Source organism: Rhodoferax sp. GW821-FHT02C08 (assembly GCF_059421805.1).
In genome coordinates, this window is sequence record NZ_JBWKVR010000007.1 from 115039 (window position 1) to 129177 (window position 14139).

The following is a 14139-nucleotide window of genomic DNA, read 5'->3' on the forward strand; positions in this document are numbered from 1 at the left end:
TCTCCAGTTATTTTAATTCTTTAAAATTGTGCTGTAAAAATTGATCATTCAACCGGTGCACGCTCCTTTGAGTAATAAGCCATGGCAGCAGCCTTATCGCCCGAAGCTGCTGCCTGATATAGAACCTCCTCCACATGAATTAATGTATTTTTATATTCTTTACCCGCTACCGTGTCTTCATTTTGTGCAATATTTCGCCGCAATTCATTTCCAAGCTCGCTAGCGGAACGCCCATCTCCCTTGGCAAAACGCTCCTCAAGCTGCTTGACGGTATTCGCTGCCTCTTGAATTTCTTGTCGGCAATCGATACCAGATTTTTCAATCTCGGCGGCATTTGCCCCTCTGCATTTGCTGGCCAGCCGTAATTGCGCGGGTATTCCCACGGTATTTGAAGGGGGCTTTTCATTCTGAAACGGCTCACGCACTGCCACTGCAGGCTGGCATCCAGTACCGGCAGTCACATCTGCTCCCGTAATGCATGGGGAATTTTGCGGTACCTGTTTTGCTAAAGGCAGAGTCACACTTCCAGCATCAAGGGCACCCAAATTTTCTTCGGGCAAGGGCTGAGTTTCTTCAAGGAAAAAATATATACCCAACCCCAATATGAGAAGCACACAGAAAATAAAATGACCAACCCCCCATTTTTTTATTATTCTCATTATTTACACTTGTTTTATGGATTAAATGGGTTGTTTTGAACTACTGGGCTGCCAAGCCCATGAAAAAGCATATGCACAGCGGTTTATCAGGATTGAATCCCGGAAAACGCCAACGCGTTCAAACACGGCGCCCGCAGGCAAAGGGAAAGCGAGCGGATATGCCGCAGAGGTTCGCACTGTGCCTGTCTCCTAGAATTTTTATTGCTCGTCGCTTCGTAAGCGAATGTGGCGCAGGCAACGGATGGTATGGAAACTTTCCATATCAACCTAATAATGATTGAGCGGCATTTGATACACAAACAGATATCCACGTATACCCCATCAGCATTTACCCCGAAGTCAATGCAAGGCGAGCACCCCGTGTACATGTACTCCCCACCTGCTCACCAAGCGCGTGCGGGGTCGGGTCAAACAAGTCGGCGACGCAGTCGCCCCGAATTCCCAAGCTAAATCATCTTCTGACGCAAGCAGTACCCACGCCTAAAGCTATAAAAATAATAGCAAACTGTTCGTTTACAAGCGCAAGACAACACAAAACAATTACATCAAATGAGAATTATTCTCATATAATGCTTTCACATCCCAGCTAGCCACCCCCGCCGGTCCAGCGCGCACTCCACGCTGTTTGCACCGCCCACCAGCCAGCCCTTGACCCTTTTCAACTGTTGTCAGGTTTTACTGTGGCGCGTCGTCTGCACTCCTCTCCTTTCGCCTTGCGCGAGATCGCTTGGCTGATCAGCCTTTGCTTTGGCTCCATGCTGTCTGCACATGCCCAATCCATCGTTACAACGGCCGTCAAGCGCGCGCTGGCCCGCTTCACTCTGGCCTCGGGCAACACCGGGCTCGACAGCAATGCGGACTTCAACATCCGCGGCATGGACGGCAGCCGCGTGCTGCTACTGAGCGACGGCATCCGCATACCGCGCAGAGTATGAGTACCCATAGCATGTACCTGGAAGCCCAGGCCGTGGTCGGCAGCGAGTGCGCCCGAGCCCAACTTGCCCGCACTGGGCGCACAGCCGCGGCGTGGGCATAGTCGCCGTACTGCATGACCTGAACCTGCACTACGCCAACCAGGCCGTGCTGCTGCGAAGCGTCCGCATCCAGACTGACGGCTGCCCGCACCTCTTGATGGCATAGACCCACAACGCCCCACAACGGAGACCACCATGGTGACCCAGGAAGCCCGCGTCCATGTACTGCAACGCCAGCCGCTGATGCTGGTGGCCGCGCCGCCGTCCGACGTGGCCTGCGAGCACGCCGCCCTGGTGCGCATGCTGGCCGGCGCCCAGGCCCGTGTGAGCAGCCTGGTGGTGGACTACCAGCAGCAGATCCACGCCCTGCAAGCCCAGGTCATACGCCTGCGCGCCCGCGTCATCCTGCGCGACACCATGCTGGCCTGGCTGCGCGAAACCCTGGTGCAGCTGGAGCCCCCGACCGCCGAAGATATAGAAGCCCACCACGCAGCAGCGGACTGGGTGATCTGCCAAACTGGCTGCGTCAGCCACGGTGGCTACTGGCGCGAAGACGACCAGTGCCGGCGCACGGGGAAGAGCTGCACCATAGAAGGCATGAAGGTTGAAATACCGCGCTAGCGCCGATGGAATGTGCACAGACAGCTATTGAAAAAATAGCATGATTGCGTTTGACGCAAGACAACTTGACTCTCTGCTATTTCACAACCGCAGGTTGTCTCTCTCGATGGGACGGCTGACGGGCTGAGTTGGTGCAGCGGGTATCTCGGCCTCGGGACCCGAAGCCGCCGGTTGTTTCGCCCGAAAGCGGCCATACATCCAACCTTTAGCGGCAGTGGATGGGTTAGTGCAAAGCACGGCCTGGGGTGGAATTTCTCTTGATGATCAAATCACATTCCTCGACAGCATCGGCGATCCTGTCTTTAATACGTTTAACAAACGCTGTCGGCGGACGTTTGCCAAACTCCACGCGGGTTGCGGTTCGCTCGATGATCGCAGTGACGTACATCAAATCGCGATCAACTCTTTGAAGCTGAAAGACCAGTTCAGGCGAGGGAATCTCAAAAACAGGAATTGCTCGAAGGGACAATTGCATAGAAGCTACTTGCTCCACGGCAATGTTTTTTGCGTGGTGGGTGCCCAAAGCGACCCGCTCAGCGTTATCGACAATGAGGCGCGCTCTCCTCAGAACGTATTTGATGGTTAACGCTTTAGTCAACTTCTCATCTTGCCTGCGAGCGTCAAACTCGCGTTTAGCTGCAGAGGCCTGCCAACTGGCAATTCGCGCAGCAGCCAGAATTGCAGCAATCGAGCCAACGGCTTGAACCCACGATGCCCATTCGGACTTGTTCCAGCAAAAGTGAAATCCCAGCCCGACGAAGACCCCAAGCGATACACCCAGCAATGCAGCCCATCCTACCCATTTCTTCCACATGGCATCCCTTGTTTTGCAGGAGTGTCAGTATGACCGACACCTCCAGCTACACTGAGTTACACAGCAAAAGGAATGAAATAAACCCATGGCGGCTAAAGGCCGCTCCTGGCAGCATTCTGCCTTTGTCACCACCTTGCGTACGCATCGGTTCAATGTTTGTCGCTTGCTCGGTTCTTCGCACAACATTTGCGACAGCAGGTCTCAAACATCGATGCGGAATCGGAGTTCCGGTGTGCCGCCAAGGCATGGTGATTTGACAAACGCTTCTACCAGAACACCGCCATTGGCCCGAATCACCCGCTGTGACGCCAAGTTTTCAGGGCTAGTGGTGATTTCGACATAACTCAGCCCCTCGGCGAGCGTATCGAGCAACAGTAAGCGGAGCGCCTCTTTTGCGTAGCCCCGTCCACTTTTCCACGGCACAACGCTGTATCCAATATGGCCAAGGCAATAGTCGGGCAATGTATTGCTTCCTGAAGACCACCGCAGGCCTATGCTGCCGCAAAACTCGCCATCCCACAACCAACGTCTATACCCGGGCAGACGAGGTACCGTCGTTCCATCTGGAAGCTTTACAGGATCACCTCTAGCTTCCCGGTCGACGAGACTGTCGAGAAAACGAGCGGAGTCAGCTTGTATCAACAAGAGTTCTTCTTGCGCAAACTCTGGCCGGAGATTGTTGGGCGACCACCCCTTCTCCAATGCCGCGACATAGCCGGGAAGATAGGTAGGTTCTGGCCAAACAAGCCTTACGTTTGAACTGGGTGTCGCAAGTGGCATATCTTCAGTAGATTGGGTATTTGTGCATCGACTGGAAAGCAGTCGGGCATGCTTGGTTGTAGTCGATGCCCGCCATCGACGAACCACATTCGCGTATCCACTAAAAATATCACAACACCTACGGCATCGAATACCTCATGCGCTTCAGGCCTCCAGCGCAATATCCACGTGCGCAAACAGCTACATATTAAATAGCACCGACTGCAGCCCGATAGCCCACACCTCAATCGGTAAGCGCCCGCTTCACGTCTTCCTGCAGGTTGCGCAAATGCTCGCGCATCAAGGCGCTGGCGCGCTGGGCGTCGCGGTCGCGCAGGGCCTTGACGATTTCGCCGTGCTCGTCGTGGTTTTCGCGCTGGCGGTGCAGCGGGCTGTGCAGGCGGAACAGGCGGGCGTTCACGCGCAACTCTTCCACCAGCCGGGGGAACACCACGTTGCCGCTGGCCGTGGCGATCAGCACATGGAAGCGGTCATCGAAATGCCAGTGCTCGACTTCGCTGTGCTCACCGGCGTTGAGGGTCTCGATATCGGCCTGCAGAGCATCGATCTGCGCATCGGTGATCTTGCTGACGGCCATGCTGATGGCCTCGCACTCTATGACTTCGCGGGCGCGCATGCAGTCGAAGTATTCCTTGGTGCCCAGTGCCCGCACGGCGTACGAGCGGGCATCGCGCCGCACCAGCAGGCCCTCGCCCGCCAGCCGCACCAGGGCCTCGCGCATGGGGGTGCGGGAGATGCCCAGCACCTCGGCCAGATGGGCTTCTTGCAGCGGACTGCCGGCGGGGATCTGGCGGTCGAGGATCATGGTACGCAGGCGGTCGTAGGCCTGTTCAGCCAAGCTGGCCGAGCGCACTTCAAGCGGTGCAATCGTGATGGTGGCGGGTTGCGCCGGGCTAGGAAGGCTTGGCATGCGGGGCGAAGGTGTTTGCGTGGAGACAGCAGCAAGCGTATCAGACCTGCAAGCCGCCCCCCCGGCGAGATTACAACCACTTGGTCAATGGATTGCTGTCATTGGGCGCACGCGGCCGCAAGCAGGGCTGGAACTGGCCTGAGCCGGCCTCGGCGCTGAACACGCCGTCTTTCCAGACCACGCGGCCACGCGACACGGTGATGCCGGGCCAGGCGCGCAGGCGCATGCCCTCATACGGCGTGTAGTCGGCGGCGTGGTGCAGCATGTCGTTGCTGATGGTCTTCTCTTGCCCTGGGGCGAAGACGTCCCAGACCACGAAGTCTGCGTCACTGCCGACCGCAATCGTGCCCTTCTTGGGGTACAGGCCATACAGGCGTGCGGGGTTGGTGGAAGTGAGTTCAACGAAGCGATGGATGTCGATGCGGCCGGCCAGCACGCCCTCGCTCATCAGCAGGGGCAAGCGGGTTTCTACACCGGGAATGCCGTTGGGGATGCGGTCGAACGAGGCGTCTTCACCGGCCACGCGCTTGCCGTCCGGCCCTTGCATATTGAAAGGCGCGTGGTCGGAGGAAAAGATGGTGAAGATGCCGCTGGCCAGGCCGTTCCAGATGAACTGCTGGTTGGCCTTGTCGCGCGGTGGTGGGCTGCAGATGCAGCGTGCGCCGTGCATGGGGTCGTCCGGGTTGATGCCCAGATCGTCCGCACTCAGGAACAAATACTGTGGGCAGGTTTCGGCATGGATGGGCAGGCCACGGCCGCGCGCCCAGTGGATCTGCTCTACCGCTTCGCGGCCCGACACGTGGACGATCAGGATGGGCGTGTCGATCAGCTCGGCCAGCGCGATGGCCCGGTGCGTGGCCTCGCGCTCCACCGCCATGGGGCGCGAGCTGCTGTGGTAGCGCGGGGCGGTGAGGCCGGCCTCCAGCAGCTGCTCGGTCAGCCAGGCGATGCAGTCACTGTTCTCGGCGTGGATCATGGTCATGGCGCCATGGCGGCGGGCCACGGCCAGCACCTCGATGATCTGCCTGTCGTTCAGCTTGAGGTCATCGTAGGTCATGTAGATCTTGAACGAGGTGTAGCCCTTCTCGATCAACGCGGGCAGCTCGCGCTGGGTCACGTCCTTGGTGGCGTCGGCCACGATAAGGTGGAAGGCATAGTCGATCACCGCCTTGCTGTCCGCGCGGCGGTGGTAGTCGTCCACCGCGTCCTGGATGCTGTGGCCTTTTTGCTGGGCGGCAAAGGGCAGCACGGTGGTGGTGCCGCCGCAGGCCGCCGAGCGGGTGCCGGTGAAAAAGTCGTCTGCAAAGCGCGAGCCATCGCTGGTAGGCTGGTCGAAATGGCAGTGGCCGTCCACACCGCCGGGGGTGACCAGGCGGCCGGCCGCATCAATCTCACGGTCGGCCGTGCCTTCCAGGCCCTGGGCGATGGCGCAGATGCGCCCGCCGCGCACGCCGATGTCAGCAACATAGCGGTCACCCACCGTGGCGATGTCGGCGTTGCGAAGAATCAGGTCGTAGGTACTAGCCATGGTGTGCTTTCGTTAGCGTTGTTCGAGGGCGGGGTCTGCAACTTTGGTCGGTGCACTGCCATGGCCGTAGGCGCGGCCATAGTGCTGCTCGATGCGGCGCTGTATCAAGTCCCACACAGTGGTCATTAGCAGGTAGTAAATAGCGGCCACGGCAAACAGCTCGAGCACCATGAATTTTTCCTGGATCAGCACCTGGGTGCGGCGCAGCAGTTCTTCCATCGAGATCACGGACGTGACCGAGGTGGTCTTCAGCAAACCGTTGATGCTGTTGCCCAGCGTGGGGATAATGAGCCGCATGGCCTGCGGCACCACGATATAGCGCATGGTCTGCGCATTGCTGAAGCCCATGGCCTTGGCAGCAGCGGTCTGCCCGGCCGGCACCGACTGGATGCCGCCGCGCACGATCTCGGCCAGATAGGCGGCCTCGTTCAGGATCAGGCCCAGCAGCGCCGATTCGATTACCGACAGCTTCAGCCCCAGTTGCGGCAGGCCGGTAAAGATGATGATCAGCTGCACCAGCAAGGGCGTGCCCCGGAACACCCAGATATAGAAGTGGGCCGGAATGGCAAGCCACGCCCTGCCGGACAGCCGGGCCAAAGCCAGCGCGCCCCCCACAACCATGCCCCCGGCAATGGCCGCCAGTGTGAGCCACAGCGTGGTAAGCGCACCGCTCAATATGTAGGGGTTGAACAGATAGTCGGCAAACCCCGACCAGTTCCAGCCTTGACCCATGGACTGTCCTTTGTACGTTCAGTGTGCTCAGCCGGCGGCCGGGCCCTTGACGGTCACGGCGCCGTCAATCGGCTTCACGCCGTATTGGTCAAACAGCTTCTGGAAGCTGCCATCGGCCTTCATGTCGTTCAGCACTTTGGCCATGGCGTCGGCCAATTCCTTGTTGCGCGATGCGATCGCCACCGGGGTGGGGAACAGGCCACTCAGTACACGGTCGAAGTCGCCACGCTTTTGGTATTCGGTGGCAGTGGAGTCGATGGACAGCGCCACTTCGACCTGGCCCGCACGCAAGGCCTGGAAGGCCATGGCGAAGTTCTCGAAGGTGCGGATGGTCATGCCCTTCATGCCTTTGTCGGTCAGCTGCTTGTCCAGCTCACGCGCCTTGCGTTCTTCAAAGCCGCCGATTTCTACGCCTATGCTTTTGCCCGCCAGGTCGTCCGGTTTGGCGATTTTGAGCGGGTTGCCCTTGGGGGTGCTGATGCTGATGGCCTGGTTTTCATACTGCAGCATCTGCATCATCTTGGCCCGCTCTTCCGTGTAGAAGATGCCGGTGTTGATCACATCCCAGCGGCCGGCCTGCAGGCCCGGGATCATGGCCGAAAACTCAATGCGCACGTATTCAGGCGTGAGGCACAGGCGCTTGGCGATAGCTTCGCCCAGCTCAACGCGCATGCCTTTGAGTGCACCCGTTTGGTCGACAAACTGCATGGGCGGCAGGGTTGGGTTGACCGACATGGTCAGCGTGCCCTTTTTGACCAGGGCCGAATCCGGCACCGGGGATTTGCAAGCCTGCGCGCTCGCAGTGCCCAAGCCGAAGATGAAAAGAGCCGTCGCGGCGCCAAGAGCGGGAAGCAGTTTCATGGTGATTTCCTTCAAAGGTAGGTGGAGGCAGCAAACAGAAAGCGGGGAAAGTAGTAGCGGTACTCAGGCGCGTATCGAATCGATCAGGCCCAGGCGGTCCAGCGCCTGGCGCAAGTCCACGGCATCGGCCTCGGGCAGCGGCAGGCGGGGGGCGCGCGGCTTGCCAACCGGCAGACCCATCATCGAAAGGCCATCCTTGGACGCAGCCACATAGCGGTGGCCGCCCACCCAGCGCACGATAGGCAGCATTTGTTTGTAGAGCGCCAGTGCGGCGGGCATGTCGCGCTCATCAGCCACCAGCTCGAACAGGCGGGCCGACATCTTGGGGATCAGGTTGGAGCACACGGCCACCCAGCCCTGGGCACCGAGCCAGAAAGACTCGTAACCCAGGATGCCGGCAAACACCGTCATGCGGTCGCCGCACAACTCAATGATGTCGCGCACGCGGGTGACCTCCAGCGTGGACTCCTTGATGTACCGGCAGTTGTCTATGCGGGACAGCCGCGCAACCAGCTCGGGCTTGAGGTCCACATTGGCGGTGGCGGGGTTGTTGTACAGCATGATGGGAATGCCGATCGACTCGCCCACCTTGCGGTAGTGCGCGAACAGCTCGTCATCGGTGGGGCTGCTGTAGAACGGCGGAATGATCATCACGCCGTCGGCGCCCATGCTCTCGGCCTCGCGGCTCAAGCGCACGCACTCGTCGGTCCACTCCGCACCAGTGCCGATCAACACGGGCACGCGTTTTGCTGCGGTACTGACGCAGGTCTCGATGACCAACTGGCGTTCATCGGGGTTCAAGGACAGGAATTCGCCGGTGCTGCCCAGAGGGATCAGGCCGTGAATGCCCTGCTCAATCTGCCAATTGACCAACTTCTTCAACGCGGGCACATCGACGTGCTTGCCGTCCGCAGTCAAGGGGGTAATAAGCACCGTATAGGTGCCACGGAATGCTGTCATTGCCGGTCCTGGTGAAAAATGGGATGACGATGTATTTGTATACGTGTAGTATACGTATACATTCAAACACGTCAACGCAATTTTTTGCACCGCACATTCCATGAGCACCCGACTGACCCATCCCGCCGTCACCACCAGCGGGCGCCCCATCCATTTCTGGTACGACGGCCAGAGCCTCCAGGGCCTGGAGGGCGAAACCATTGCCGCCGCCCTGGCCGCCAACAACATTCGGCAGATGCGCCACACCCGTGAGGGCGAACGCCGGGGCATGTACTGCGGCATGGGCGCCTGCTTCGACTGCCTAGTCACGGTAGATGGCCAGGCCAGCCAGCGCGCCTGTCTGGTCAAAGTGGCCGATGGCCAGAAAATTCGCTCGTCCATGCCCGCCGGCACCCCGGAAGACCCGCTGCGCCCGCTCACTCCAGAAGCCGGCAGCGAGCCCGCGACCCGGCACGTAGACCTGCTGGTGGTGGGTGCCGGGCCGGCCGGCCTGTCGGCCGCGCTGGCCGCACGCCAGGCCGGCGCCGAAGTACTGGTGCTGGACGAGCGCCTGCAGTCCGGCGGCCAGTTCTACAAGCCACTGGCCCCGTCGCAGCAAACCAGCACGCCGTTGGATGGCCAATTTGCCAAAGGCCTGGCGCTGGAACAGGCGGTGCGGGATGCCGGCGTCACCGTGCTGCAGAGCGCCCAGGTCTGGGCGGCTTTTTCACCCCAGGAAGTGGGCGCCCTGATCCATGGGCAGGCCACGGTGATCCATTGCAAACAGTTGGTGATTGCACCCGGCGCCTACGAACGCCCCATGCCCTTCCCCGGCTGGACGCTACCGGGCGTAATGACCACGGGCGCCGCCCAGACCTTGGCGCGCGCCTACCGCGTGGCGCCGGGCCAGCGCGTGCTTGTTGCCGGCAACGGCCCGCTGAATTTGCAGCTGGCCGCCGAGCTGCTGGCCGGTGGTGCCCATGTCGTCTCGGTGCTGGAATCGGCGCCACGCCCCACGCCGCGCCAGTGGCGGCAGATGCTGGCGGCAGCATGCACCGCACCCGACCTGCTGCGCGACGGCTGGCGCTATTTGCGTCAATTGCGTGCCCACAAGGTACCGCTGCTATGGGGCCACTCCGTCGTCGCCGCAGAGGGTATGGGCCAGTTGCAGGCCGTGCAGGCTGCTGCGCTGGATGCACAAGGCCAGGCCACGATTTCAAAAGCACTGCGCTACGAGGTGGACACCTTGTGCCTGGGTTACGGCTTCATTCCCTCCACGGAACTGGCCCGCATGCTGGGCTGTACGCACCGCGTGGCCGACCGCCATCTGGGCTATCTGGCCACCGTGACCGAGGCGGACGGCGCCACCAGCCTGCCCGGCGTATACGTGGTGGGTGACGGCGCCGACATGGGCGGCGCGCGCGTGGCCCAGGCACGCGGCACGCTGGCCGGGCTGGCCGCGGCACGCAAGCTGGGTTTACACGCCACCGAGCCCGCCGGTACGCAGCGCCAACTGCAGCAGGCGGAATGCTTCCAGCAGGCGCTGTGGTCGCTCTACCAGGCACCGCCCATACGCTTGCAAGACCTGCCGGACAGCACCTTGCTGTGCCGCTGTGAGGAGATCAGCTTTGGATCGGTGCGCGCGCAAATCCGCGCCGGGCGCGACACGCTGGCGGCGCTGAAGCGCAACACCCGCCTGGGCATGGGCCGCTGCCAGGGGCGTTATTGCGCAGTCACCGCCGCCAAGCTGGTGGGCGAAATGACAGGGCGCCCGCCAGAGGTCGAACAGTACTTTGCACCTCGCCCCCCGGCCAAACCGGTGCCCGCGGGCGCACTGGGCTTCGAGAAGCCCGAATGGGGTGGCCACAAGCACGCCATCACGCCGAATCTGGCCCGCCCAGTGGAGCACACGCCATTCGCGCCTGTGCGCACGGATGTGCTGGTCATCGGTGCCGGCGTGTTGGGCTCCTGCCTGGCTTACTACCTGGCCCAAGCCGGGCAGAACGTCACCGTGGTGGACCGCGACGACACCAATCTGCAAGCCTCGGGCGCCAATGCGGGCAGCCTGCACGTGCAACTGCTGTCCTTTGACTTCGGCGCCAAGGCCCAGGAAGGTGGCGGCCCGGCCGCGGCAACGCTGCCGCTGGGGCCGATGTCGGTACGCCTGTGGCAAGAGATTGAAGCCGACTGCGCCGAAGACCTGGAGATCAAGATCACCGGCGGCCTGATGGTGGCCGACAGTGCCGCCGGCATGCGCTTCATCGAGGCCAAGGCCGCGCTGGAGCGCAGCTACGGCATAGACGCCCAGGTGATTGATGGCACCGAGCTGCGCCGCCTGTCCCCCGCACTCTCGGAGGACCTGCTGGGCGCCGAGCTGTGTCCCATGGAGGGGAAGATCAACCCGCTGCGCGCCACCTACGCGGTATCCAGCCGGGCACAACAGCTTGGCGCACGCATGCTGCGCGGCTGCGATGTGCAAGCGATTGAGCGCAAACCCGGCGATGGGGCCGGCTTTGTGGTGCAGACCTCGCGCGGCAGCATCCACGCCGGGCGCATCATCAACGCCAGCGGCGCCTGGTCCAGCACCATAGGCGACATGCTGGGCGTGAAAATTCCCGTCAAAGGCGCGCCCCTGCAGATGATCGTCACCGAACCCGCGCCCCCGCTGGTAGACCATTTGATCGCCCACGCCGACCGGCACCTCAGCTTGAAGCAGGCTGCCAGCGGCGGCCTCATCATCGGCGGTGGCTGGACGGCGGCCTTCCACGAAGGCATGCGGCTGAACCGCGCAGAACGCGCCAGCATCGAGGGCAGCCTGTGGGTCGCACGCAAGGTGCTGCCGGCCGTCAGCGGTTTGCACATGCTGCGCTGTTGGGCCGGCATGAACGTCAACATCGACGGCGCACCCATCATTGGCGACGTGCCCGGTGTGCCTGGCTTCTACAACGCCGTCAGCTCGAACGGCTACACCCTGGCTCCCATCGTCGCCAAGCTCACCACCGACCTGGTGGTGCATGGACGTACCTCTATCGACATGTCTCCCTTCCACATCAACCGCTTCCTTTGAACCTTTTGAACCTATGCCCCAGACATCTTCCGCACGCGACACGCTGCGCCAATACATCGACGCCCATTTCGACGAGCAGGTGCGCACGCTCACGCAGCTGGTGCAATGCCCGTCCGACAACCCGCCAGGCAACTGCGCACCGCACGCCGAGCTGACCGCCCGCCTGCTCGCGGCCATGGACTTCGAGGTTGAAATACACCCGGTACCGCCCGACTTTGCCGCCGCACAAGGCATGCAAAGCGTGAGCAATGTGATCGTGCGGCACCGCTTTGGCGATGGCCCCACGGTGGCGCTGAACGCGCACGGCGACGTGGTGCCGCCCGGCGGCGGCTGGAGCACCGACCCGTACGGCGGTGAGGTGCGCGACGGCTGGCTGTACGGGCGCGGCGCAGCCGTTTCCAAGTCCGACTTCACCACATATGCCTTCGCACTGCGTGCACTCAAGCAGCTGCAGGCCCAGGGCACGCCACTGGCCGGCACAGTGGAGCTGCACCTGACCTATGACGAAGAAACCGGCGGTATGACCGGGCCAGGCTGGATCTTGTCCCAGGGCCTGAGCAAACCCGACTACGTGCTGTCAGCCGCCTTTTCGCACCATGTGATCGTGGCCCACAACGGCTGCCTGCACCTGGAGGTGACACTGCGCGGCAAGTCGGCCCACGCTGCGCGCCCCGACACCGGCGTTGATGCCATCGAAGCCGCGGCCACCCTGTTGCCCGCCCTGTACCGCCACCGCGATGCGCTGGCACTGCGCCCGTCGCAAACACCCGGCATTACCCACCCGACCCTGGTGGTGGGGCTGATCCACGGTGGCATCAACACCAATGTGGTGGCCGACACGCTGAGCCTGCGCATAGACCGGCGCATCGTGCCCGAAGAAGTGCCCGAGGCGGTAGAGGCCGAGCTGCGCAGCGTGATCGAAGACGCCTGCCGCGCCCTGCCCGGCATTTCGGTAGAGATACGGCAAATCCTGCTGGCCCGGCCGTTCGCACCAGCACCCGGCGCCCAGGCGCTGGCCGAGCTGTTGTGCGAGGAGGCCAGCCTGGTCATGGGCAAACCGGTAACGCCAATTGGCGTGCCGCTCTATACCGATGCGCGCCTGTACAGCGAAGCCGGCATTCCCACCGTGATGTACGGGGCCGGCCCGCAGACCTTGCTGGAGGCCAACGGCCACCGCGCAGACGAACGCGTGCCGCTGGACGAGCTGCGCAAAGCCACCGTGGTGGTAGCCAATACCTTGCTCAGGCTTTTAACGGCCTAGCGCAGATACTGCCTGCGTCAGCTGTTATCAAAAATATAGCGCAGGGGTTGAAAGGCCTCGTCGCCCACGGCCTTCTGGATTTTGGGCGCAAGGCTTTTCAAGGCGTCCAGATCCCCGGCCCGCTCCACCGCCAGGTTCAGCATGAAGCCCTTCAGGCCCAGGCCGCTGGTGAGCTGCACCGCCGTCTGGTAGGCCAGCATGTAGCGCTCGGCCGAGCCCAGGTCCTGTAGCTTGGCGCCGGCGCCCGAGGCTGGGCGCTTTTCCGTGGGCGCTGCGGCCACGAATTCGATCAGCTCCAGATCGTGCAGCTGCTGGAAGTCATCGGCCGACAGGCCCATGCCGCCGATCTGCGCCAGTATCTTGGCGATGCTTTTCTTACCGTCGCACAGGATCAGCGCCGAGCGCTGCGCAATCTTCATCTTGGTGGACCGGTCCTTAATGACCAGGTTGCCCTTGTCAGTCTTGGCGGGGCAGAGGCTGGTGTCCATATCGCTCCTTGTTTCTTGTTGTACCTGACAGGCTAACGCCTAAGCCCCGACGAGGCTTACACCAACCAGCGTAGGGGGCCTTAAATACGCTACCGAGTGACGGATTTGGCACCGGCCAACACACCAGGGGGCTAAAGCGTACCCGCTTCCAGCTGTTCCAGGTAGATGAATTCTGGCGCCTTTACTCCGGCATCCATGCGTATCTGCACCAGCCGGGGCGACTCAAAAAAGGCGCGGGCCTGGGCCAGCGAGGTCCAGGCGGAGAAGTGCACGATCTTGTTCGCGTCGGTGTCATAGCGCAGCACCTGGTAGCTGCGCTCACCGGCCTCAAAGCGGATGCCGGCGGCGGCGTCGAAAACCTTCTTCCAGGCGGCGTAGTCCTGGACCTCGTGGATGATGAGTACGTGTTGCATGCGGTCCTGCGGTGGGTGTGGCAAAGCTTGGCGGGATTGTGCGCCTTGCCGCCCCCGGTCATACCGACTTTCAAGCTTTTTTGGCTGCCAGC

13 protein-coding genes and 1 pseudogene are annotated in these 14139 nt (G+C 61.8%); 4 read left to right on the top strand and 10 right to left on the bottom strand.

Annotated features, from left to right (window positions below):
- Positions 1–44: 44 nt before the first annotated feature.
- Positions 45–659, bottom strand: a complete 615-nt coding sequence (locus AC07VY_RS11055; RefSeq protein ID WP_495097466.1) for a hypothetical protein — start codon at positions 657–659, stop codon at positions 45–47.
- A gap of 800 nt (positions 660–1459) precedes the next feature.
- Between AC07VY_RS11055 and AC07VY_RS11060 the strand changes: the two are divergent.
- Together AC07VY_RS11060 and AC07VY_RS11065 are read left to right on the top strand one after the other, a co-directional pair.
- Positions 1460–1585 (top strand): annotated as a pseudogene (locus tag AC07VY_RS11060) (TonB-dependent receptor plug domain-containing protein); the annotation flags it as partial.
- Between the two features lie 243 nt (positions 1586–1828).
- The gene (locus AC07VY_RS11065; RefSeq protein ID WP_495097465.1) at positions 1829–2254 is read left to right on the top strand and encodes a hypothetical protein; all 426 of its coding nucleotides are present in this window, start codon (positions 1829–1831) and stop codon (positions 2252–2254) included.
- A 223-nt stretch (positions 2255–2477) separates the two neighbouring features.
- Here the strand turns inward: AC07VY_RS11065 and AC07VY_RS11070 are convergent, their stop codons facing one another.
- The 7 genes from AC07VY_RS11070 to AC07VY_RS11100 all read right to left on the bottom strand — a co-directional run bounded on the left by AC07VY_RS11070 (position 2478) and on the right by AC07VY_RS11100 (position 8839).
- Complete coding sequence (locus AC07VY_RS11070; RefSeq protein WP_495097464.1) at positions 2478–3068, bottom strand: hypothetical protein; 591 nt, start codon at positions 3066–3068, stop codon at positions 2478–2480.
- 201 nt (positions 3069–3269) lie between these two features.
- Positions 3270–3848 carry a GNAT family N-acetyltransferase gene (locus tag AC07VY_RS11075; protein ID WP_495097463.1) on the bottom strand — a complete coding sequence of 193 codons (579 nt, stop codon included), beginning with the start codon at positions 3846–3848 and terminating at the stop codon, positions 3270–3272.
- 223 nt (positions 3849–4071) lie between these two features.
- Entirely contained in the window at positions 4072–4758 is a 687-nt protein-coding gene (locus tag AC07VY_RS11080; RefSeq protein ID WP_495097462.1) for a GntR family transcriptional regulator, read from the bottom strand.
- Between the two features lie 70 nt (positions 4759–4828).
- Positions 4829–6286, bottom strand: a complete 1458-nt coding sequence (hydA, locus tag AC07VY_RS11085; RefSeq protein ID WP_495097461.1) for a dihydropyrimidinase — start codon at positions 6284–6286, stop codon at positions 4829–4831.
- Between the two features lie 12 nt (positions 6287–6298).
- Positions 6299–7018, bottom strand: a complete 720-nt coding sequence (locus AC07VY_RS11090; protein WP_495097460.1) for an amino acid ABC transporter permease — start codon at positions 7016–7018, stop codon at positions 6299–6301.
- Positions 7019–7045: 27 nt separating this feature from the next.
- The gene (locus tag AC07VY_RS11095; protein ID WP_495097459.1) at positions 7046–7879 is read right to left on the bottom strand and encodes an ABC transporter substrate-binding protein; all 834 of its coding nucleotides are present in this window, start codon (positions 7877–7879) and stop codon (positions 7046–7048) included.
- Between the two features lie 63 nt (positions 7880–7942).
- Positions 7943–8839 carry a dihydrodipicolinate synthase family protein gene (locus AC07VY_RS11100; protein ID WP_495075327.1) on the bottom strand — a complete coding sequence of 299 codons (897 nt, stop codon included), beginning with the start codon at positions 8837–8839 and terminating at the stop codon, positions 7943–7945.
- A gap of 100 nt (positions 8840–8939) precedes the next feature.
- Between AC07VY_RS11100 and AC07VY_RS11105 the strand changes: the two genes are divergently transcribed.
- Together AC07VY_RS11105 and AC07VY_RS11110 are read left to right on the top strand one after the other, a co-directional pair.
- Positions 8940–11885, top strand: coding sequence for an FAD-dependent oxidoreductase (locus AC07VY_RS11105; protein ID WP_495097458.1), 2946 nt, complete (start codon positions 8940–8942; stop codon positions 11883–11885).
- A 13-nt stretch (positions 11886–11898) separates the two neighbouring features.
- A complete protein-coding gene (locus tag AC07VY_RS11110; protein WP_495097457.1) occupies positions 11899–13146 on the top strand; it encodes a M20/M25/M40 family metallo-hydrolase in 1248 nt (415 codons plus the stop codon).
- A gap of 17 nt (positions 13147–13163) precedes the next feature.
- Here AC07VY_RS11110 and AC07VY_RS11115 read toward each other — a convergent pair whose 3' ends face one another.
- Both AC07VY_RS11115 and AC07VY_RS11120 read right to left on the bottom strand, forming a co-directional pair.
- Positions 13164–13634, bottom strand: coding sequence for a hypothetical protein (locus AC07VY_RS11115; protein WP_495097456.1), 471 nt, complete (start codon positions 13632–13634; stop codon positions 13164–13166).
- Between the two features lie 131 nt (positions 13635–13765).
- A complete protein-coding gene (locus AC07VY_RS11120; RefSeq protein WP_490592385.1) occupies positions 13766–14047 on the bottom strand; it encodes an antibiotic biosynthesis monooxygenase in 282 nt (93 codons plus the stop codon).
- Between the last annotated feature and the right edge of the window lie 92 nt (positions 14048–14139).

Bases quoted from the DNA above. Each gene is read 5' to 3' on its own strand.
- AC07VY_RS11055 (WP_495097466.1), bottom strand. From the start codon at position 659: ATGAGAATAATAAAAAAATGGGGGGTTGGTCATTTTATTTTCTGTGTG.
- AC07VY_RS11065 (WP_495097465.1), top strand. From the start codon at position 1,829: ATGGTGACCCAGGAAGCCCGCGTCCATGTACTGCAACGCCAGCCGCTG.
- AC07VY_RS11070 (WP_495097464.1), bottom strand. From the start codon at position 3,068: ATGTGGAAGAAATGGGTAGGATGGGCTGCATTGCTGGGTGTATCGCTT.
- AC07VY_RS11075 (WP_495097463.1), bottom strand. From the start codon at position 3,848: ATGCCACTTGCGACACCCAGTTCAAACGTAAGGCTTGTTTGGCCAGAA.
- AC07VY_RS11080 (WP_495097462.1), bottom strand. From the start codon at position 4,758: ATGCCAAGCCTTCCTAGCCCGGCGCAACCCGCCACCATCACGATTGCA.
- hydA (WP_495097461.1), bottom strand. From the start codon at position 6,286: ATGGCTAGTACCTACGACCTGATTCTTCGCAACGCCGACATCGCCACG.
- AC07VY_RS11090 (WP_495097460.1), bottom strand. From the start codon at position 7,018: ATGGGTCAAGGCTGGAACTGGTCGGGGTTTGCCGACTATCTGTTCAAC.
- AC07VY_RS11095 (WP_495097459.1), bottom strand. From the start codon at position 7,879: ATGAAACTGCTTCCCGCTCTTGGCGCCGCGACGGCTCTTTTCATCTTC.
- AC07VY_RS11100 (WP_495075327.1), bottom strand. From the start codon at position 8,839: ATGACAGCATTCCGTGGCACCTATACGGTGCTTATTACCCCCTTGACT.
- AC07VY_RS11105 (WP_495097458.1), top strand. From the start codon at position 8,940: ATGAGCACCCGACTGACCCATCCCGCCGTCACCACCAGCGGGCGCCCC.
- AC07VY_RS11110 (WP_495097457.1), top strand. From the start codon at position 11,899: ATGCCCCAGACATCTTCCGCACGCGACACGCTGCGCCAATACATCGAC.
- AC07VY_RS11115 (WP_495097456.1), bottom strand. From the start codon at position 13,634: ATGGACACCAGCCTCTGCCCCGCCAAGACTGACAAGGGCAACCTGGTC.
- AC07VY_RS11120 (WP_490592385.1), bottom strand. From the start codon at position 14,047: ATGCAACACGTACTCATCATCCACGAGGTCCAGGACTACGCCGCCTGG.